We start from the raw sequence: 21,156 nt of genomic DNA, 5'->3' as shown, positions 1-21,156 counted from the left end.
GGGTCACCATCTGAGCTCCGCGCGATAGGGCCCGGTGAACGTGGCGCGGCCCGTGTCGATCTTCACGAGCGTGAAGCTGCGCCAGCGGCTGCCCGGAATCAGCACTTGGCCGTCATCGGTAACAACGAAGCCGTACGCGCCCTCGCTCGCGCTGCCGATCGCGAAGGGCGGGCGGCGAATCACTTCGCTCGGATAGAGCGCGCCGCTGACGACGCGCACGGTGCCGGTCGCCGTATCGGCGGGGGAAGGCGCCCGCGGTGCGGCCGCCGCATCGGCAGTGCCTCCGCCGCTGAGGGCGCCCGGTGATCGGAGCAGGGCGACAGCGGCCGCCGAGACGACGGCGACGAGCGCTGCCGCGCTCAACTTCCTGCCGAACGACCGAGTCACCTTTGCCGGTCGATCGCGCGATTCCGGAATGGTCTCGGCCGGCCATGGCGCGCCTTCGTCTTCGCAGCCCATCAAAACCGGCCCCGCAAACCAACGCGCCCCCGCAACGAGCGTCGTGCCTGTCGAGGTCACGTCGTCGTCCCAGGACTCGGCGTTCGGCGGCTCGGCCCCATACACACGGTACGACCATCCCGAGTCTTCGGTGCGGTGTAGCGCGCACGCCAACGGCGGCATGCCCGGATCGAGCAAGACGATATCGTTCTCAGCCCCGTTGCCGATACGGATCGCGTCGCCTTCGAGCGGAAGCGCGGCGCCGCGATGTAGGCCGGTTAGGATTCGAAGTTCGAGCATCGTGGGTGATCTCGTCCGGCTTACAACGCCTTTGCGCTGATGAAGATGGCACGCTGTTCGGCGCGTGCCGACGCGACAGGATAGCTCGCGACCAAGCGCGGGGGCGATCCACTTTCGAGCGTGACCGCGGTATCGAGCTTGACGCTGCTCGTGTTGGCCCAGGTCTGTCCCGGCAGCCCGGTGGGCTGCGCCATGAGCAGGTCGATATCCACGGCGACGAGCGGCGCCGCCGTCCCATTGGACGGCACGAGGCGGGCGGCGAGATCGAGGCGGTCGCCGCGATTGCCGCTGCGGCCGTTGCGAGGTTCGTTCGCGGTTTGATCGGGCGCCGTGCTCGCCTGCTCGGCCTCGCCGCCGATCGCGAGCGTGGCGTGGGCGTTCATACGGCCGACGAGCGTCTGACGGTTGAGCAACCGCACACGATGGTCGACGAGCGCCGCGGCGATGCGCTCGTCGAAAGCCGATCGATCGACCGCTGCCTCGGCTTGTCCGTGCCGGCTCGCGGCGTCGAGTGCGGCGACGGTCGCAACGTCGGTCTCGATGACGAGCACATCCATCGATACCATCGTGGCCGGCCGATCGAGGGCATCCACGACTTGCTGAATGCGGCTGCGCCAACGGCGATCGGCCCAGACGATGACGGAGTTCGTGGCCTCGTCCGCGACGATGCTCGTCTCGGCGAAATCGGGCGAACTGCCGATAGACGCGCGTGCGCGAGGAAGCGGCGCGGGCGCGGAAGGCACGGCTGCGGGAAACCCGGGCCATTGGGCAATGGCGGAGGAGGCGCCAGGTAACGGCGGAAAATCGGCCTGCGCAGGGATTGCAAACGCGGGTTGTGCGGCGGTGGCCGCTTCGCGCGTGAGCAATTGCCGTAAAAGTCCTGCTACGCCCGTGCGAACCTCGCCCCCCGTTTCGGTCGGCATTCGATCGGCGGCTCGTGCGTACCGTAGCGGGAAAATCATCGGCCCCGGTTCCGACGCGCCGCCGCCGGGGCTCGCGTGGTTAGCCAGGAAGCGGCGCACGAGGACGCGATAGGCGAGCGGCCCGCCGACGAGCACCGCATCGCGTCCCGAAAGCTCGCCCCATCCGAAGCGGGCGTCGTAAATGCCGACGGCCTCGAGGGCGGACCGTGCGCTGTCGGGCGCCACGCCGGCCAGCGCGATGCGCTCCACGGCACGATCGCGTGCCGTGCTCACGTACAGCGCGCCTTCGGCGACGAACCACGAAAAGTGGTGGGCACGAGCAAGCTGCTCGAGAAACCCACGTCCCGTGGGGCCGCGCAACCATCCGTCGAGCGTGGCCGTCTGCCACCCGCGGTTCGGATTGGCCGAGACGCGCAGCGCCAAGCCATGATCGGCAGCGAACCGTTCGAGCACGGCGACGACGGTTTGCTTGGATGCCTCCACCGCGTACGGTGCCGCTAGGTTCTCGTTCGCGTTCGAGTCTGCGTGAGCGAGTGTGCCGCTCGATGGCGCAAGGAGCCAGAGCGCCGCGAGTAACGACAGCCACGACAGCCGCCGGCTGGTGCGCTCGAACATGGGAATCACCGGATTTCGTTGATGACCGTGCGCAGCAACGCGAACTTCATCTGCAGGTTCGTGGTGGCGCTCCAATTGGCGAGGGACACACCGCGCAACGATTCCACATACGTCTGCCACTGGGCGGGCCGGTCCGGGGACATCGTGCGGCGTACGTGGTCGGCATGGCGCAGCGCGTCGCGCAACTGCAATTCACTGGGTTCGAGCGTCATCGGGATGGGTGGTTGGACGATGAGTGGAGCGATTCATGGGTGGCCGCGCGGATAGCCATGCGGTGGGGACGCAATTGCGGTGCGGTCGGCCCGTCACGGCGCACCCGCATGTTCGAAATGCCTGTCCAACTTCGAGCGCAGACGAGACAGGCGCGAGCGAACCGTGCCGACGGGGATGCCGAGAGCGGCGGCCACCTCCACGTAGCTGACGTTATCGACGAACAGCAGTTCGAGCATGCGTTGCTGCTCCGGCGAAAGAGACTGTGCGAATTCGAGAAAGCGCGAGAACGTTTGCCGGACGGAGACGCAACGCTCGGGCGCGCGGGTATCGACGAGTTCGCTTTCGTGATCGTCGAGCGGTTCGATCACGAAGCGGTAGTCGGATGCGCGGCTGACATGATTGCGCACGACGTTGAGCGCGATCGCGGTCAGCCATGTCTTGGGTTGGGCCGTGCCGCGGTACGACGCGCGGTTTTCCCATGCACCCAAATAGGTCGACTGCAGGATATCGGCGGCGTCTTCCGCGCTGCGTACGCGGCGCGCGATGAATCGATAAATCGCGCGCCCGTGCGCGCGATACCAGTCGTCGAACTGAACGGACTGATCCGCCGCGGCGGCCGAGGAGAGCGGATTCATGTGCGTCGAGTTCATCTGGGGATCGAGTGACTCATGGCGTAGCGATCCGCGAATGATTCCGGCAAAGACGTGCGTTCGAGCACATAGGCCAGAAAATAGGACGACATAACCCTCGGTATGCCCCCTCCGGTTTTCCCGGTGGCGTTGAGGGGAGTGTGCCCGCGTGGAACCGTATGCCGGTCCTCGTTACTAAGTTCGCAATTCCGGCGGGGCGAAGGCTCGGCTCCGCGGAAGAGCAGCAGTTCGACCGTCAGCAAAGGAGTCGCAATCATGACCATAGCAGCCATAGTTCCCGCCATCCATGCGGTGGGCGCGCTTGCAACGCTCGCCACCTCGGTGGTCTCGGCAGTCACCGGTTCGGCAGGAGAGGCGGCATCGGGCTCGGCGGGCTCACCGGGCGGCGTCGGTTCGAATCAGATGGAACGCATCCTGAAACGACAGGAGGCGATGCAGTTGAGGGCGATGGAAATGCAGACCGAGGCCAACATCCAAAAGATGATGACCGATACGGCCAACAGCATCGCAAGCGGCCATCTCGATTCCGGAGCGAAGGTGCAAAACGCCAGCATCAAGGCGGCGCAAGGTATTCACTTTTAACGCTTTTAAATAGATCGACGAGCGCGGTGCGAATGCGCCGCGCTCGTAACCAGAGGCAGACCTATGAGTGAAGTTTCGGGTGACTTCGTCGCGCGTGCGGCGAGCCAGCAACGGGCGGCGCAGTGGGCGGCCCACACCGGTGTGTCGTTCGCGCTCGAAAAGCGGCGGGTCGATGCGCAATCGGCGCTGGCCCATATCGAGGGGCGCGCGAAGACGGAACTCATCAACGCGCTGCGCGGTATCGGGCAGCACTTGCGCCCATGAACGGCGCAATGTTGGACGCGGTGGCGGGCGGCGGCGCATCGTGGAAGGCGTATGCGCTCGATTCACCGTATGCGCCGGGCCCCGGCTCGTTCGCGGAGGCAATGGCCGCCGTCCCCTTCACTAATCGGCTTGCCCCGGGCTTCGCGGCGGCCCCGGTGCGGCAGCCATCCGATCCAGGCGGGTCCGCGATCGGTGCGTTGGCGCGGCATCTCGATGGCGTCGGGCGCCAACGCATGGAGGCTGGCATGTTGTCCGAGCGGTTGGCCGGCGCGTGGGCGTCGGACATCGACGCGCCGACGTTGGCCGTATCGATGCATCGGCAGGCTCGCGCGATGGCTTCTTACAACATGAACGTCATGTGGGGAGCCAAGCTCGTAGGCGTCACGGCCGGTGCCCTTCGGCAATTGGTGAGCGCGACGTGAACATGCCCGTATGACAGTCGAGGCGAGATTGAGCGCACGACGCCATGAGGTGTTGACATCGTTGCTGCCGATCGTCATAGCGGCTGTGCTTTCGGGCTGCGAAAGACACGTTGAACTGCAATTGGCCCCTGACGCCCGCCGCGCAAGCGAAATCGCGGCGGCGCTGAGCAGCCATGGCATCGCCGTCGAACGCAAGACGGAGAAGGCGGGCGTGATGCTGTCGGTGGCCGATTCGGATCTTCCGCGCGCCATGCGCGCGTTACGTGAAGCCGGGTTGTCGCGGGCCGCGCGTCCAAGCGTCGATGAGGCGCTCGGCAAGCGGGGGATCGCATCGACACCGCTCGAGGAACGCGCCCGTCATATCCACGCGATCGAACGCGCGCTCGAAGCGACGCTGATGGAGATCGACGGCGTCGTCGCCGCTAGGGTGAGCGTCGTGCCACCCGAGCGGCCCGCACCCGGGGCGCCGCTCGCGGCCGCATCCGCGTCGGTACTCGTGAAGCACAGCGCGGGCGTCGACTTGTCCGCGGTGGTTCCCGGTATCGCGAGTATCGTCAAAAACGCCGTCCCGGGGTTGGCCGTGGAGGACGATCGGCATGTCGCAGTCATGTTGCTAGCCGAGCAGCGCACTGAGGAAGCGCATTCGGCACCATCGGCGAATGCGTCGTATCTCAGGACACGTCGCCCTTGGGAACTGATGTTGCTCGCCGGCGGCTCAATGGCCATCGGCTACCTTGCGGATCGTTCGCTTAGGCGCTTGCGGCAGCGCATCTCCAATCGGCGCGCGGACAATGACACGCGCCGAAGCTGACCGCGCCCCGCCTTTTTGGAGGGAGCCTTGGCGATGGGCGGCACCGGCTTGGCACCGCAGGTACGGGGCGCCGGTGCGCGATCTCGATTGCCATGAAGCGAGGCTCGTCTACAGCGCCTGGGCGGATGCCTTTGGCCTGGCGCAGCAGTGGCGCGCACCCCGAGATCCGAGATGGCTCAGTGTCGTTCGGGCATCGCCGGCCGCGCTACGCGGCGTCGCCGCGACGCTAGGCTACATCGCGCTGCTGCGCGAGCGCGCGTCCAGTGCGATTGTGCGCGGTGAGCCGATCGATCGCTGGTTCGAGTTCGCGTTGAAGTACCGCGAGGTCAATTGCTTGGGCGTCACGGGCATCGCCACGCGGGGCGAATTATCGGAGGCCGAGGCGCGCGGCGTCCGCGTCTTGCGCTGCATGGCGCAGCAGGACTGGCCTCAGGTGAGCGCGCGTATCGCGATGCTAACCGCGCCGGAGCCGTCGCACGGGCGAGGCGATGCCGGCGGCTCGTCGCGCGCGCCGGGCTTCGTGCTCGAGCGCATCGACGTGGGTCGATGCCTCTCGATTTCCGCGGCCGTCGCGCGGCAAGCGTCGAACGCATCGATGGAACGAGGTGACAAATGAGCTTTACCGCACGGCGGATGATGACCGGCGCCGGACACACCGTCATGTCGCGCACGGCCCCATTGGAATCACCGCGATCGCTCATCTTGCGAGCAAAAGACGTCGCGCGCTTGCACGATATCGAATCGTGCACGGCCCGCGCTCGCCGCGAGGCGCGATCGATCGTCAAGCAGGCGCGCCGAATGGAGCAAGTGCGCGGCGCACGTTTGGCGGCAATGCGGCGGGCGCGCGAACGCGACGCCGATCGGTCCTTCGTCGCGCGAGCGATGGCGCTGGACGAGGCCTATCGGCTGGCGCAGCGGGCGTTGACATCCGAATTGGAGGCGACGCTCGATCACGTCTTGGCCGGCGCGCTAGCGGGCATCGGCGTCGAGATACCCGCGGCGCAACGGCTGCGCGTCGTATCCAAGCAATTGAGCAAGGTGGCGGGATCGGTGCCCGCTGCGTACCTGCGTTTGTGTTCGCTCGATGCGTCGACGCATCGAGCGGCGGGTATCCATTGCCCTTGGCCGATCCGGGTCGACGAGGCATTGCAGCCGGGGCAGTGCGAACTCGTAACCGAGCATGGTCACTGGGCGCTCTCGTTCGATGCGCTCATGGAGGCATTGAGCGCCGCGGCCCTAACCAATGTGCGCGGCGAAACGGCTGCGCGAGTCCTCGCCGCAGGTTGACCCAAGCCGCTGCCGCTCGTTCCAATATTCGAGAAGTTTCCTATCAGTACGGCTGGACGGCGTCTCTACAATTGCCTCTCGGTCTGGCGTGACTACAATGGCTCGATGCTTGCCGCAGTTGGGTTGCCTCGAGTTTGCCGCGCGGCGGTGCACACGAATCGGCATGCGCGCGGGACATGACCGGTCACGGTGGACGATAGATGATGGAAGCGTCGTGAACACACCCCTGCAGATCATATTGGCGGAAGACCACGGTATCGTCCGCCACGGGATACGTCTGGCTATCGATGCCGGTCATATTGCCCAAGTCGTCGCGGAAGCCGCGAACTCCGACGAACTGATCTCGCTCGTGAAAGAGCGAGAATTCGATGGCGTCGTGACCGATTTGTCGATGCCCGGCACGGCGACGCGCGACGGCGTTCCCTTGATCGACCGCCTGCGGCGCATCCGTCCCGGCCTACCTATCGTCGTCGTTACCGCGATGCGCAACGCCGCGATTTTGAACAAGCTGCTGGCTAAGCAGGTCAACGCGGTCGTCGAGAAAGCAGGCGGGATCAACGAACTGCATAGTGCGCTCGTCGCCGTGGCGCAAGGGCGGCCCTACGTCAGCCCAGGCGTGGAAGCGCTGCTCGCCAATAGGAGTCTCGTGGGGACGCGCATCGGTAAGGAGGCGACGCTCACGGCGGCCGAGCTCGATGTCGTACGTCTATTCGCCGATGAAAAGCTGACGGCTGGGCAGATCGCCCAGCGACTCAATCGAAGCGTCAAAACGATCAGCGCGCACAAGATGCGGGCGCAGCACAAGCTTGGACTATCGAGTAGCCAGGAATTGCTCGAGTATTGGCAGTCGAACGATCGTTGTTCGCCGTGACTGATCGATTGCGTTCGAACGCGGTCTGCATCGGACGTCTGGTCGTAGCTTTCTTGCTGGCGGTGGTGGCGCTCGGCGGCTGTTCGCGGCAGAGCGCTACCGGTGCAACGCCGGTCGCATCGTGGCGGTCGCGAATTGCGCTCTCGCGAGCCGACATGGCCTACCTTCAGTCGTTGCCCGCATTGCGGGTGGGCGTCGATCCACGATGGTCGCCCATGGCTTTCGTCGATCAGCAAGGCCATCTCGACGGCATCTCCGCCGACTATCTAAATTTTCTTCGCGACGCGCTGCACCTTCGTATCGTTCTAGTGCCTACCCGCTCGTGGGCCGAAACCGTCCGGTTTGCCAATGCGGGCAAGATCGATATCGTGGTCGCGGCTTCCCCTTACGACGGATTGGCGCCGGGCTTCGGTCTATCCACCGCCTATGTGCGTTATCCGCTCGTGATCGTCACTCGCGAGACGGCACCGTTCATCGCCGGTCTAGACGATCTCGAAGGCGCGGAAGTCGCCATCGTCGGCGACGTCGAGACGGCGGGCGTCCGATTCGGCGGCTCGCCGGCATTGCGCGTCGTCACGGTGGGTTCGGCCGAGGATGGCCTTAAGGCGGTCGCGCAAGGTCGAGCGTTCTCGTACATCGGCAACTTGGGCGTTATCGATCGGATCGTACGCGAACGGTATGCGGGCATCTTGCGGGTCGCCGCACCGGCCGACCGCATCCAGGAACTGTCGTTCGGCGTCGCGCCGAGGTTCGCCGCGTTGCTGCCGCTCATCGACCGCGTGTTGAAGGCCGTGCCCGAAACAGAGCGCGAGTACATCCAAAATAGCTGGCTGTCGACCCGTTTCACCTTCGGCGTCGCCCCGCGCACGCTATGGCTGATTCTCGCCCCCGTCGGCACGCTGACCGTGCTTTTCCTTGCCGTTCTCTGGTTCAACTTGGCGCGTTTGCGCGAGGAGGTGCGCGAGCGGCGCCGGACCGAACGAGAGCTCGTTGCCGAAACGCGCTTCAGGACGCTTCTCATGAATACGGTGCCGATTCCCGTGTGCGTGAAGGACGAGCAAGAACGGTTCGTTGCGGTCAATCCTGCCTACGAGCAGGCCGTCGGCGTACGCGCCGAGGCGCTCATCGGCATGACGCGGGCGTTATCGGACGGCGTGTCGCAAACAGACGCCGACGCCCTCGCAACCGTGACGCACACGGTCATCGGCTCCGGACACCCGGCGCAAGGCGAGATCCGATATCGAGGCCCTGACGAGCAGATTCACGATGCCGTCTATTGGGCGCGCCCCTGCCGAATCGACGACGATCGTCCGGCCGTGCTCTATGCATTCGTCGACGTCTCGGAATTGCGGCGCACCGAGCGGCGCGAACTCGAGCTGAAGCGGCGTTTGGTCGAGCTGACCCAAGCCCTGCCTTCCGCCGTCTTCCAAGTGAGTCACGTGCGCGATCGCCATCCGAGCTTCGAGCTGGAATTCGCCAATCGGCGCGCGGACGAACTCGCTCGCGAACGCGCGGGCGCGGGCGCAACCGACGTGCTCGATGTTTTCGCTCGCGCGCTCGATGCATCGTCCCGGTTTCGTCTGACCCGGATGTTCTTGCGCTCGGCGCGCTCGACGGAGCCCGTGCGCGCCGAATTCATGCTGCCGCGCCACGATACGGAGCCTGCGTGGTTCCACGTCGAAGCAGTCCCGCGAGCGCGGGACGAGGGCGGCACGGAGTGGAGCGGCTATCTGCACGACATCACGCAGGCCAAGGAGGCGCAAGCGGCGTTGATGGCGGCGAAATACGACGCCGAGGAACAAGCGCATGCGCGCGAATTGTTGATTGCCACCGTCAGCCACGAAATCAGATTGCCGATGAGCGGTATCGTCAGCATCTTGCAGTTGCTCGACCATGACGGCCTGGGAAGCGACGATCGCGAACTCGTCGGGATGGCCGGCAATGCGGGGGAGTCCTTGCTGTTGATCCTCAACGACATCCTCGACTTCGCGAAAAGCGAGAACGACGAACTCTCGCTCGAGCAGGCGTCGATGAGCCTGGACGAAGTCGTGCGCCATGCCGTGGGCCTCGTTGCCCCGCAGCTCGAACGCAAGGGTCTGGCGATGAACGTCGTATTCTCGGCGGCCATCGCCGCGCGTCATCTCGGCGATGCGCGGCGGTTGGGCCAAGTGTTGCTCAATCTATTGGGCAACGCGGCGAAGTTCACCGAACGCGGTGGCGTTTCCTTGTTCGTCGATTCACTCGATGAATCGGATGACGCGCAGAGGTTGTCGATTCGCGTCGTCGATACGGGTATCGGTATCGGCGCCGACGATCAGGCGCGATTGTTCGCCCCGTTTGCTCAAGCTCGCGCCACGCTGGGGGGCGGCTACGGCGGGACCGGGCTCGGTCTCGCGATCTGCAAGCGGTTGATCGAGCAGATGGGTGGAACCATAGCGCTCGAAAGCGAGTTGGGTCGCGGCACGACGGTCGCCGTGATGCTGAGCTTGCCTGTCGATCGCGCGCTCGTGCGAGCGCGTCCGCCGCGGCCGATCGCCCGCCAAGCCCCGTTCGTCGAGGCGGAGGGACAGCCAAGCCGCGGACCGCGTATTTTGCTCGTGGAGGATCGCCCGATCAATCGCGAAGCGCTCAAACGCCAACTGGCAAGGTTGCAGGTGCTCGATTGCGACATGGCCGAGAACGGAGCGCAGGCGCTGAGCGCATGCGAGCGCAACGACTACGCGATGGTCATCACCGATTGCGCGATGCCGGTTCTCGACGGCGCCCAATTGATCGCGCGGATTCGTGAGCGGGAGCGGGACCGCCCGCACCGGACGATTCTCGTCGCGCTGACGGCCGATGCGACGCCTCGGCAACGCGTCGCGTGCATGCAAGCCGGCGCGGACGAATTTTGTATCAAGCCCCTCTCGTTGGATCAACTGCGCGGCTTGTTGGAGCGCTATGGTTTGGGCGGTGCCGAGCAACCGCCTAAGCCATTGCCGGCGGCGCAGCGCGACGAGCTATGGCCGGCGCTGCTCGGCACGTTGCGAGGCGATCTGGCGGCGTTGAGCGCCTTGTCCGCGCAAACCCAGCGCGACGAGATGCGTGAGCTAGCCCACGCCATCTCCGGCACCGCCGCGTGGTTCGGGCTCGCGCAGGCTGCGCGAGCCGCGGCTTGCCTGCATCGCGCGCTGGAGGAGGGGGCGGCGACCGACACGCCATTGATCGCGTTGCGCGACGCTATCGAGCGCGCACTGCAGGCTTCGGATGGTCCCGATGGTCCGGATAGCCGCGCGTAACGAGAGTCGATTTCCGCATGTTGGGATCGCCGAGGGAGCGCGGGAGAAAGGACAGCGTCGACGTCCTGAATTGCTTGAATGGCGAAATGGGCCGGCTTAGTATTTTCCCGTCGGATTGCTATATCGGTTCGATTCGAAGTTAGATCGCTTGCTGTCGACTTTTATCGCTTGATCGCCCAATGGGGGATTGCATGAGTGACGATATTTTAGAATCCAACGATCAAATTCCTCGATTCGACCCGCCCGATGCAAGCTTTCTATTCGTCCGGCGGGAATACATAATCAAAATGGTGCTTCCCGCTTATCGGAATTCGACGGTGATGGTCGTGCCCGAAGGGCATGATCCGAAGGTGCGCGTGGGGCGCGGGGATTCCGCAAGCGTCGATCTCGATCGCGAGGGCAAAGGACAGTTCTCGCTGACATACCAAGACGGTCCGGTCGATCCTCGGCCGGATGTACCGGTGAGACTGAACGTTCTCGACGAGCGTCATGTCGTCGTGGACGGCGCCGCGGTGGACTACGTGTTCGGCGTTCGCGGCGTCGGCGTGCCTACCGTCGTGTCGGATGACGATTTCGCGTTGCGCGGAGCAAGCATCGTCGGCAACGGCAGCCTCGAGGTCAGATATTCGACCTGGAGCGGCGAGCCGGCGCTCGTGGGCGGTGTGACAGTGCGCGTTGCCTCCAATCGCGGCAATCTGTCGTTTTTCTCGGCCGGCGGGGCGGACGTGACGCAATCGGGCCGCCACGGCGACCCGGTGACCTTCGCCGAGTATGTGACGAGCCCGTTGACGCCCCTCGCGGCGTCTCGCGTCGGCACGGTGGAAGGCAGAATCGCCAGTCAGAGCATCGGCATCTTTCCGTTGACGGTGACGGTCCCGAATTCGGGCATGGAACGTCGATTCAAGCTGGTGACGGTCGATCCGTATGTCTATATCGGCGAGTTGCCGCCGTTGCGCACGACGTTCGGCTCCACGCTGAATCTCGCCGGTTCCGCGACCACGCACGTCGAACTGGGCTCGATTCCCATCGGCGTTTCGCCGGCCGCCTCCGTCGTGGTGCTGGTCAATGGCAGACCCGTCAGCCCTTATGAATTGACGATGGAAGATCTCGTCACGATCGGCTATGAGTTGCCAAAAATCGCGTTCAAGGAAAAATCGATCGACGGCACTGACCTGGGCGATCAAGCACAACTGAGTTACATGGTGGAATCGGAATCCTCGGTCGCCAATCAAATTATCAGTCGCGCGAATCAATTCGATATAAAAAATAGCAATCGTATTTCGAATGCCCCCGACCCGGCGATCACGGACAGGAATGCGCCGATGCCGACGCTGGCGCGCTTGACGACTGTCAACGTGTCGGTGATATGGAAAAACACGGTGACGGTGGTCATCGATTTTACGAATTCCTCGATTCCCGAGGGCTGGCGCGGCACCCTTTCCCTGTATGCCAATGGCTACGAATCCGTGGATTCGATCGATATCGACAAGCAAACGCTCACCACCGCGACGTTTACGGTGGAGGCGGGCCTGGTCGCAGTCGAAGTCGACGCGTCCGCGCTGTGGGGGTTCTACGCCAACGCGCGTGGGCGGGCAGGCACGTTGATGATGGACTACTTCGTCACGGATCCGGCCCGGTACCAGGCGCTAAAAGATAGCGCGGGCCCGGAGGGAATCGATGGCGACCAACTCGCCTCGCTGCGCAAATACTCTCGATACGCGCCCGCCGGTTGGCCGCTCGTCACGTCGATATGACGTGCGGCGCAGCTCGTCCGGTCAAGGGGGCCTAGCGGTCCGGTCCCCACGCAGCCGCACGAAACAGCGCAGGGCGGCATGCCCTGAGCGGTCAGAGCCCCTTTGGAGGCACGATGTTTCGCAGATCGACGATCGTGATGTGGATGGTGTGCGCGGTATTGCTTGCGCGATTGGCTTGCGCGCAGTCCGGGCTCGATCCGAGTTCGCGAGCGAGCGCAATGAGCGCGCAAGAACGCGTGGCGTTCGAACACCTCCGGGCGATCGCCGGGCCGTCCGGCCGTTCCGCCATCGATTTGACCGATTCAATGCAGCGGCAGGCGTATTACGCGCTGCTGCGCACGCACGGCATCACGCGCGCAAACCGGCCCGAGCTATTCGCGCAGTTCGATAGGACGATCGAAACGCAGCATCGAGATCAGGCCGGCGGCTCGCCGGTGCGCGTGAACGATTGCCAACTGCGGATGCAAGGCGCCGATGGCGCGGACACGCGGATGGGCGACTTCCGCGACATTCTCGATATCGATGCAACGCCCGACTTCAAGACGGTGAGCGCGCGGGCGCTCGATACCGTGATCGATCCGGCGACTTACGTGCTCGACATGATGGACGTGTACGACGAAAAGTGGGAGAGGGTGCTGTCGAGCGCGACGGACGAGGGGTTTACGAAAGCGACGGCCGGCTGCTCGGGCGGAAAGTGCCTCGATCCTCATCTGCAGATCTTCCGTACGGAAAAAAAGCCGGGGAACAACCCATCGGGCGGCCCGATCAACGTGTTTGCCACGTTCTCTTACCGCACCGCCGCGCGCGCCTATTCGCCGTGCCTCGTCATGATGGCCGGCCCGGTGCACGGGTTGCCGAAGTCGTTGGACCTCAAACATCCGAGCGTGCAGTACGGCGACGACCCGAATCGGCCGATCGTGGTTTGCGTGAATCGCGCGAATAAGACGGCCGAGTACCCCAATGCATGCGATTACGGTCCGATGATGCCCGGGGTACATAACAACGACGCGCACGTGGAGTTGTACGTCGTGGGCGACGTCGTCTGCAACGATGCGCTTGCGCCGTTCGATAGCAGCGATGCGCCGCAGCCGAACCTGTATGGCGAACTGACCGTCATCCCGCCTGCGACCGGTGGGGTGTGTCCGGTGATACCGATCGAAGGCAAGACGCTGCTGTCTCATCTTGCCGTCAGCGCCGATCGGAAGACGCTCATGTTCAATTGGCCGCCGCCGAATAAGAACGGCGCCGCCGGCGATCCGGCCGATTTCGGCAACATCTGCTGGCAGCAAGTCGCCAACAATTCGCTGTGGGATTTTCTTTTGAAGATTCACGCAACGACGGTCGATCGCACGGGCGCGGCCTCCTACAAGGTGTACGCTGCGTTTCTGAGCGAACTGCCGACCGCCACGGTGCAACAAATGAAGGTGCCTCAGATCGTGTTCCAGCTCGGCTGCCTGCGGGGCGGCACCGAGGTGACGATGGCCGACGGCACGCACCGCGCGATCGAACGGGTGGCGATCGGCGATACCGTCGCCGGCCCGCTCGGACCGTTGAAGGTCAAAGGCGTCACCACGGGCACCGATACGCGCTTCGTGAAGATCGTGACGCCGCAAGGCGGTGGTGAGCCGCTCTATGTGACCGAAACGCATCCGGTGGCGCTCGACTCGGGCGGCTCGATGCCCGGCCCCACGGTGCGGCTCGTCGAGGCCGAGGACCTGCTCGAGACGAACGTCGCCAAGGTCGCTAACGACGACAAGCGCATGCAGGTGCTATGGACGCCGCGCGCAGGACCGCCACGGCCTGAACCGTTCACGGTCGAGCACGTGACCGGTACGACCTACCCGGTCTACAACCTCACGCTCGAACGCATCGATGGGCAACCGATCGCCCGTCCCGGGCAGGCGCTTTTTTACGCCAACGGCATCGTCGTCGGCGATAACCGGGAGCAAGGCTCGCTCGAGCAAGCGCGGCGCGAGGCCGCAACGCGATCGCCGCAATACCGTTTGAGCGAACTGGAGCGCGTCGATTTCGACCACTGGCGGGCGCGCGCGGGCCGCGTACCGGCATTGCCCGATAGCGGCAAGGAGACGCGATGAGTGATCCGATTACGAGCCGGGTGGTGCAGGCCCACTACGATGCACGGGGATTCGTTACGGTTCAATGGACGACGCCCGACGAGGACCGGGCGACCGGCTTCGTGGTGTCGCTGCAGGGCGTGCGTGTGGGTGAAAAATCGATCGATTCGTTTTTCGTCGAAGACGGGATGAGCCGCTGCGCCGCGTTTCCTTATACGTTATCGGCCGGCTTCGTTTATTCGGTGGCCGTCACGCCCTTTCGGGGCGACGTGATGCTGCCCGGCTCGCCATGGTTTCCGCTGCCGCCGGCAGGCGCGCCGTCGACTCAACGGTTGACCTTCGTCGAGCGCTTGCCTTTTACGCCGCTCTTGTTGAACGTCGGCTATAACCCCGTCAAGGTACGGCTGGTGTCGCCCGACGGCACGCCGATGCGCAATCAACCGATTCGATGGTCGGTACCGGCCGAGTATCCGTCCGTCCAGCTCGAATCGAACCTGGTCACCCACACGGACAGCAACGGCGTGGCGGTCAAACGCATTCGGGTGGGGGCATCGCCCGCGCTGCCCGACTTGCTGACCGTGTCGGTCTGTTGGGACCCCGCGGACGGGGACGTTCCGAGGGTTGTCCGGCGCCATGCAACGACGCTTTTCGGCTGCGTGCGGCCGCGCGTGTTTTCGAGCTTCGTGGAAAAGTTCGCGCATCCGCTGCTGCAGACGAGCGAGTTGACCGCCGATCAATTGATCGTTGCGACCACCACGATCCTCGACGAGCAAAGCCGTCCCATTCGCGGGCTGCGCTTTGCTTGGCGCACGGAGCCGAATGCGGCGACGCTCGCCCGTGAACTCACGCCCCTCGGCACGCTCGAGCCGCTCGACTGGGTTTCGGCGCCGCCCTACGAGGCGGGCTTTCGCGCGACGACGAACGACCGAGGTCAGGCGACGATCCTGTTCGGCAACGCGAAGCCGACGATCATGACGTTCGCGCCCGCTCTGAATTCGACCGAGTTTCAGAACCAGGTGGTGTTCACCGCCGTCGATTTGGGCTTGGGCGACGACGGCACGCTCGGGTTGCCGCTGGAGGGCAACGTACTCGACCTCGACAAGTACCCGGATACGGTGCCGGTGACCTTGCCCGTCGGCGCGCGCTCGATGAGGAGGGCGGCGATTTGGCTCAATGAGGACATCGCCACGATCGTCTATCGGCAAAGTTCGGCGTCGCAGGACGACTCGATCGAGATTCCGAGTTGGCGCTTCGTATCGGGAGATCAAATCAATGCCGCGGGTTTTACGCGCGGCGATTCGTACGGTAACGGCGAGGATTCGCGTTTGGTGTACTTCGGCGTGGAAGGCACGGCGCGCACGCCCGCGCCGACACCGGGCGGCACGCTGGCACCCCCCGCGCTCGTGCAGGCAGGCGTGCGCGTCATCGACGATTCGACGATTTCAGGCGGGCTGCAAGTCCGGGTGCCGGCGTATCAGGGCATCGAGCTAGGGCAGCGTGTCACGTTAAGCGTATTCGTCTCGGGATACTACCAAGGCACGGGTTTTCCGAAGGTCGACTTTCCCGTGCTCAAGCACGACGTGGGTTCGGACGACTTGAAGGACGGCTTCGTCCTCGTCTTGAACGAAGACGATTTGACCGGCTTCGGTCTCGGCACGACCGGCCGGCCGGGCGAGTTCATCGCCCAATACGCTGTCAGCCGTTCGAAGAACGCGGCCGCGCCAGCGTATTATTCGCGGCCGTTCTCCATACCGATCGTCACGACCGTGCCGAATCGGCCCAGCGATTGGGTGGCGCTCCGATTCGATCCGCCCCGCGCCGAGCGCGGCATCGACCCCGTCGACAAATGATGGGCGCCGACGGCAGGGAGCAGCGTCCGGCGCCGCCGCGTATCTCAAAAAGCAGAATTTTCGGCTCCCGGTACGGCCGGCCTTTCCTCGACCATATGAGTCGTTAGCAAAGGCCGCCGGCGCGCAGTTCCACGCGGCAAACGAGGGTAAGTTCATGCTTCGACGGATTCTTATTTCTTTAGTACTACTGAGTAATTTCTTACTGGCGGCGTGTCATGGCGGCGGTGGCGGCGGCGGGGCTGGAAGCCTGTCGCTCAAAGGCTCCATTCCCCCGTCGGATCTCCAATACAGCGAGAGCACCCCTTCCTACGTGGCCGGCGAAGCGATTCCGCCGAACGTGCCGCACAACTCGGGGGGCGCGATCGAGCGTTATTCGGTCTCTCCGGATTTGCCGCTGGGTTTGTCGCTCGACGTCGACACGGGCATCATCAGCGGCACGCCGCACACCATCAGCGCGGCAACCGACTACGTAGTGAGCGGCGCGAGCGCGCAAGGCACGGCTCAAGCGCAATTGCGCATCACCGTCGCCGACAAGGCGACGCCGCCGATTGCCCTGAACTATACGCAAGCGTCGTCCGTCTACGAGGTGCGGCAACCGATCGCGGTCAACCGGCCCCATCCGACGGGTGTCGTCGTCCGCTATTCGATCGATCCGGCGTTGCCCGCGGGGCTGCGCTTCTCGGCGGATCAAGGCACGATCAGCGGCACGCCGCTCGAGCTGAGCGACGCGCAGGTCTACACCGTGACGGGTTTCGGCCTGCCGGACGCTTCGCAAAGCGGCGGCCAGGTCGCCGTCGAGCATCTGACGATTACCGTCGAGGGCAACATCGTGCCGCCGTTGCCCGAGCCGCCGGTCGTGCCGGAGCCCGCCGAGCCCCCCATCGTGCCGCCGCTGCCCGCGCCGCCCCTGCCTGCCGCGCCGACGGGCTTTCACTACCAGCGCACCTGGGCCGTCTATGCGAAGGGGCGGCCGATCTTCGCGAACGTCGCTTACCACGATGGCGGAGCGATCGAGACCTATGCGCCGGCGCAGCCGCTACCGGCGGGGCTCGTCGTCGATCCGGCCACGGGCGATATTTCCGGAACGCCGCTCGAGCGCACCGGCGCGGATCGCACCTATACGATCGAGGCGATTGGGCCCGGGGGCAAGGCGTCCACAGAGGTGACGTTGCGCGTGGTCGATCCGGGCACATGGACACCCGTACCCGGCACGATGTCGACCCCGCGATACGCGTTCGCGCAAGTGGCATTGCCGGACGGACGCGTACTCGCTATCGGCGGCCGGAGCACGGGGCAACCATCGCTCGACAGCGCGGAAATCTACGATCCGAATACGGGCCGCTTCTCCCCGGCGGGCCGGATGAGCACGCCGCGCTTTATTCCCTTGGCGACGTTGCTGCCGAACGGAAAAGTACTCGTGGCGGGTGGACGGGGTGTCGATGGTCCGTTGGCCTCGGCCGAAACGTTCGATCCCAACGCCGCCGATCCGGCGGCGTGGCAGCCGGCCGAATCGATGTCCAGCGCGCATTTGGAAGGCGCGATGGCGCTGACGAGCGACGGGAACGTCGTCGTGACCGGCGGCGATGTCTCCACCACCAATTCGATCGTGATCACGAACGCGACGGACGTCTACACACCTGGGAGCGGCGCGAACGGAAGCTGGAGCCCAGGCCCGGCGCTCGGACAAGGCACGATGTTCGCGACGGCGCTCCCCATGCTCGATGGCGATCTGATCGTCGTGCCGGCCGGTTCCGTCAAGACCGAGCGCGGTACGAGCGCGGCGTCGATCGCGCAAACGCTGGCGAAGCCCTGGGCGAGCTGGCGCATCGGAAACATGTCCAATGGCGCGCGTTCCCAGTACGCGGCCTGGATGGCGTCGCAGACCACCGCTTTGGTGTTCGGCGGCATGGGGCCGTCATTCAGACCGGTGGGTACCGTGGACTTGTACGACGCCACCGCACAGACGTGGGCGAGCGTGCCGGGACTCGTTGCCCCGCGTACGAACATGATGTTGGCGCCGCTCGACGGCAATCGCGTGTTGATTGCCGGCGGCGGCGTGGGCTCGGGGATTTACGGCACCGATACGGCGGAGATCTACACGTTCGATCCGGACAACCCCGGCAATTCGCACGCTGCAACGGCCGCATCGATGACCTCGATCCGCATCGGGGGCGCGGCGACGACGCTCGCCGATGGAACGGTGCTCGTCGTCGGCGGATTGGACAACGTGTCGACGCCGCGGTATTTGGATACGGCCGAGCTGTACGTGCCCTGAGGGGCGCGGGCCGGGCCGCGACGGCGCGCTCGCGTATATCATGACGGTCGCATCGACCCGCGCGAGATTCTTGTGAGATCCGATCCGTCCTGCCGCCGCCCGGCGCCCGCCTATCGTCTGGAGCCTAACCGATGAATGCACGAACCGTGTCTTGCGGCGTCGTGCTGCTCGATCGTCGCGGCTATGTTTTTCTGGCGCACGCGACCGATACGTCTCATTGGGACATTCCGAAAGGGCAGGGCGAACCGGGTGAAGCGCCGATCGAGGCCGCGCTGCGCGAATTGCGCGAGGAGACGGGCATCGTGTTCGCACCCGAGCGGCTGACCGATCTGGGCCGCTTCGCGTATCGGCACGACAAAGACCTGCATCTATTCGCCGTCCGTGTCGAGCCCGGCGAAGTCGATGTTGAGCGTTGCGAATGTACGTCGATGTTTCCGAGCCGCCGAGATGGGACGCCGATCCCCGAAATGGATGGGTTTCTCTGGGTGTCGCCTGCCGACGTGGGCCGGTACGCGAGCCGCAGCTTGGCGCGGCTGTTCGACACGACACTTTCTTTGTCCGAATTGGATCGGACGCTATGAGACGGCGCGGCAATGAGCCGCGCCGCGTGCCGCTTACTTACCCCAGCTATCGCGCAAGCCGACGATGCGGTTGAAGACGGGTCGACCCGGTTTCGAATCGTAGCGATCGGCGACGAAATACCCGTGACGCTCGAATTGGCAGCGCTCTTCGGGCTGCAATGCCTCGGCTCCGGGTTCCAAGTACGCCTGCACCACGCGCTTCGAGTCGGGATTCAGCGCTTCGAGGAAATTGCGCCCGCCCGCATCGGGTTGCGCTTCCTTGAACAAGCGGTCGTACAGGCGCACTTCGGCCGGCACCGCATGTTGCGCGCTGACCCAGTGAATGTTGCCCTTCACCTTGTAGGTGTTCGCGCCGTCGGTGCCCGACTTGCTGTCGGGGAAGTAGTTGCAATGCACGGCGACGACGTTGCCGCTTTCGTCCTTCTCGGCGCCCGTGCATTCGATCACATAGCCGTAACGCAGGCGCACCTTGTTGCCGGGGAACAGCCGGAAATAACCCTTGGGCGGTGTTTCCGTGAAATCCTCGCGCTCGATCCACAACTCGCGCGTGATCGGGAATTGGCGTTGACCGCGCTCGGGGTGGTGCGGATGAACGGGCGCGGTGCACGGCTCCGCCAGGTCGGCCGGGAAGTTGTCGATGATGAGCTTGAGCGGATCGAGCACGGCTACCGTGCGCGGCGCCTTCTCGTCGAGATCGTCGCGCAGCGCCCCTTCGAACACGCTCATGTCGATCCACGAGTCCACCTTCGTCACGCCGATCCGCTCGCAAAAGAGCTTGATGCTCTCGGGCGTGAAGCCGCGGCGGCGCACGCCGACGATCGTCGGCATGCGCGGATCGTCCCAGCCTTGCACGTGGCCTTCCGTGACGAGTTGCAGCAGCTTGCGCTTGCTCGTGATCGCGTAGGTCAGATTGAGCCGGGAAAACTCGATCTGCTGCGGCAGCGGCCGCGTGAAGACGCCGGCTTCGGCCAATTCGTTCAGCACCCAGTCGTACAGCGGGCGATGATCTTCGAATTCCAGCGTGCACAGCGAATGCGTGATGTTCTCGAGCGCATCCGAGATGCAGTGCGCGTAGTCGTACATCGGGTAGACGCACCACGCGTCGCCGGTGCGGTAGTGGTGCGCGAAGCGGATCCGGTAGAGCACCGGGTCGCGCATCGTCATGTTGGGCGACGCCATGTCGATCTTCGCGCGCAGCACGTGCTCGCCTTCCTTGAACTCGCCCGCCTTCATGCGGCGGAACAAGTCCAGACTCTCTTCGGGCGCACGGTCGCGGAAGGGCGAGTCCTTGCCCGGCTCCGTCAGCGAGCCGCGGTTCGTGCGCATGTCGTCCGCGCTCTGGCTGTCCACGTATGCCTTGCCGCGCTGGATCAAGAGTTCGGCGTACTCGTAGAGCTTGCCGTAATAGTCGCTCGCGAAATACTGGTGCGACGTGCCGTCCTTCTCCCAGTCGAAGCCGAGCCAGCGCACGGCGTCGACGATCGAATCGGCGTACTCCATGCTCTCTTTTTCCGGATTCGTGTCGTCGAAGCGCAAGTGGCACACGCCGCCGTAATCGCGCGCGACGCCGAAGTTCAGACAGATGCTCTTGGCATGGCCGATATGAAGATAGCCGTTCGGCTCGGGGGGGAAGCGCGTTTCGACGCGGCTGCCCCATTTGCCCGTACGGTTGTCCTCATCGATGATGTTGCGGATGAAATTGGACGGCGAAGCCGCCGCAGCGTCGTTGCGTTCGTTGTTCATTCGAAAGTCGGAAATCGGCGGAAAAGTACACGGGGCGCGCCCGCGGCAATCCGATCATTCTACCTAAAGGACGGACCGCCTGGCCCGCGATGGCTCGGCGCGGCGCCCGCGGCGCATGTGTTGCGCGCTGTAACAGGTGGTAAAACGCTTTGCCCGCGCGCATGCGGCGCTTTTAGGATACGGCCCGTATAGCGCGGCAAAGTGTAGTGAGGTTTCCCCGCCGC

At 64.7% G+C, this 21,156-nt stretch carries 18 protein-coding genes; 13 read left to right on the top strand and 5 right to left on the bottom strand.

Annotated features, from left to right (window positions below):
* Nucleotides 1–3 precede the first annotated feature (3 nt).
* The 4 genes from C0Z18_RS10795 to C0Z18_RS10780 form a co-directional block, all read right to left on the bottom strand.
* Nucleotides 4–738: an FHA domain-containing protein gene (locus C0Z18_RS10795; RefSeq protein ID WP_102645401.1), complete on the bottom strand. Its 735-nt coding sequence runs from the start codon at nucleotides 736–738 to the stop codon at nucleotides 4–6.
* A 20-nt stretch (nucleotides 739–758) separates the two neighbouring features.
* On the bottom strand, nucleotides 759–2,276 hold the full coding sequence (locus tag C0Z18_RS10790) for a secretin N-terminal domain-containing protein (protein WP_102645400.1): 1,518 nt from the start codon (nucleotides 2,274–2,276) through the stop codon (nucleotides 759–761).
* A 5-nt stretch (nucleotides 2,277–2,281) separates the two neighbouring features.
* On the bottom strand, nucleotides 2,282–2,488 hold the full coding sequence (locus C0Z18_RS10785) for a hypothetical protein (RefSeq protein WP_102645399.1): 207 nt from the start codon (nucleotides 2,486–2,488) through the stop codon (nucleotides 2,282–2,284).
* Nucleotides 2,489–2,581: 93 nt separating this feature from the next.
* Complete coding sequence (locus C0Z18_RS10780; protein WP_102645398.1) at nucleotides 2,582–3,139, bottom strand: RNA polymerase sigma factor; 558 nt, start codon at nucleotides 3,137–3,139, stop codon at nucleotides 2,582–2,584.
* A 255-nt stretch (nucleotides 3,140–3,394) separates the two neighbouring features.
* Between C0Z18_RS10780 and C0Z18_RS10775 the strand changes: the two genes are divergently transcribed.
* From C0Z18_RS10775 to C0Z18_RS10715, 13 genes are all read left to right on the top strand, one after another.
* Nucleotides 3,395–3,721, top strand: coding sequence for a hypothetical protein (locus C0Z18_RS10775; protein WP_146013987.1), 327 nt, complete (start codon nucleotides 3,395–3,397; stop codon nucleotides 3,719–3,721).
* 63 nt (nucleotides 3,722–3,784) lie between these two features.
* A complete protein-coding gene (locus C0Z18_RS10770; protein WP_102645396.1) occupies nucleotides 3,785–3,985 on the top strand; it encodes a hypothetical protein in 201 nt (66 codons plus the stop codon).
* On the top strand, nucleotides 3,982–4,407 hold the full coding sequence (locus tag C0Z18_RS10765) for a hypothetical protein (RefSeq protein WP_102645395.1): 426 nt from the start codon (nucleotides 3,982–3,984) through the stop codon (nucleotides 4,405–4,407). Before C0Z18_RS10770 ends, C0Z18_RS10765 begins: the two co-directional genes overlap by 4 nt.
* Before the next feature lie 28 nt (nucleotides 4,408–4,435).
* Nucleotides 4,436–5,218 (top strand): EscJ/YscJ/HrcJ family type III secretion inner membrane ring protein, encoded by a 783-nt coding sequence (locus C0Z18_RS10760; RefSeq protein ID WP_158244221.1) that lies wholly within the window; start codon nucleotides 4,436–4,438, stop codon nucleotides 5,216–5,218.
* Between the two features lie 73 nt (nucleotides 5,219–5,291).
* Entirely contained in the window at nucleotides 5,292–5,834 is a 543-nt protein-coding gene (locus C0Z18_RS10755) for a hypothetical protein (protein WP_102645393.1), read from the top strand.
* The gene (locus C0Z18_RS10750) at nucleotides 5,831–6,505 is read left to right on the top strand and encodes an HrpE/YscL family type III secretion apparatus protein (protein ID WP_102645392.1); all 675 of its coding nucleotides are present in this window, start codon (nucleotides 5,831–5,833) and stop codon (nucleotides 6,503–6,505) included. Before C0Z18_RS10755 ends, C0Z18_RS10750 begins: the two co-directional genes overlap by 4 nt.
* Before the next feature lie 214 nt (nucleotides 6,506–6,719).
* Complete coding sequence (locus C0Z18_RS10745; RefSeq protein WP_158244220.1) at nucleotides 6,720–7,376, top strand: response regulator; 657 nt, start codon at nucleotides 6,720–6,722, stop codon at nucleotides 7,374–7,376.
* A gap of 155 nt (nucleotides 7,377–7,531) precedes the next feature.
* On the top strand, nucleotides 7,532–10,654 hold the full coding sequence (locus C0Z18_RS10740; RefSeq protein WP_146013986.1) for an ATP-binding protein: 3,123 nt from the start codon (nucleotides 7,532–7,534) through the stop codon (nucleotides 10,652–10,654).
* A 287-nt stretch (nucleotides 10,655–10,941) separates the two neighbouring features.
* Nucleotides 10,942–12,408: a hypothetical protein gene (locus C0Z18_RS10735; protein ID WP_146013985.1), complete on the top strand. Its 1,467-nt coding sequence runs from the start codon at nucleotides 10,942–10,944 to the stop codon at nucleotides 12,406–12,408.
* A gap of 113 nt (nucleotides 12,409–12,521) precedes the next feature.
* The gene (locus tag C0Z18_RS10730) at nucleotides 12,522–14,504 is read left to right on the top strand and encodes a Hint domain-containing protein (protein ID WP_146013984.1); all 1,983 of its coding nucleotides are present in this window, start codon (nucleotides 12,522–12,524) and stop codon (nucleotides 14,502–14,504) included.
* A complete protein-coding gene (locus C0Z18_RS10725; protein ID WP_102645387.1) occupies nucleotides 14,501–16,333 on the top strand; it encodes a hypothetical protein in 1,833 nt (610 codons plus the stop codon). Before C0Z18_RS10730 ends, C0Z18_RS10725 begins: the two co-directional genes overlap by 4 nt.
* Before the next feature lie 154 nt (nucleotides 16,334–16,487).
* The gene (locus C0Z18_RS10720) at nucleotides 16,488–18,608 is read left to right on the top strand and encodes a Kelch repeat-containing protein (protein ID WP_146013983.1); all 2,121 of its coding nucleotides are present in this window, start codon (nucleotides 16,488–16,490) and stop codon (nucleotides 18,606–18,608) included.
* 131 nt (nucleotides 18,609–18,739) lie between these two features.
* The gene (locus C0Z18_RS10715; RefSeq protein WP_102645385.1) at nucleotides 18,740–19,189 is read left to right on the top strand and encodes an NUDIX hydrolase; all 450 of its coding nucleotides are present in this window, start codon (nucleotides 18,740–18,742) and stop codon (nucleotides 19,187–19,189) included.
* 33 nt (nucleotides 19,190–19,222) lie between these two features.
* Here C0Z18_RS10715 and C0Z18_RS10710 read toward each other — a convergent pair whose 3' ends face one another.
* Complete coding sequence (locus C0Z18_RS10710) at nucleotides 19,223–20,932, bottom strand: glutamine--tRNA ligase/YqeY domain fusion protein (RefSeq protein ID WP_102645384.1); 1,710 nt, start codon at nucleotides 20,930–20,932, stop codon at nucleotides 19,223–19,225.
* Nucleotides 20,933–21,156: the final 224 nt, after the last annotated feature.

Origin of the sequence: Trinickia dabaoshanensis (assembly GCF_002879885.1) — a bacterium.
Lineage (GTDB): Bacteria > Pseudomonadota > Gammaproteobacteria > Burkholderiales > Burkholderiaceae > Trinickia > Trinickia dabaoshanensis.
Note: the sequence above shows the minus strand (reverse complement) of the source record. Positions and strands in the feature narration are given on the sequence as shown.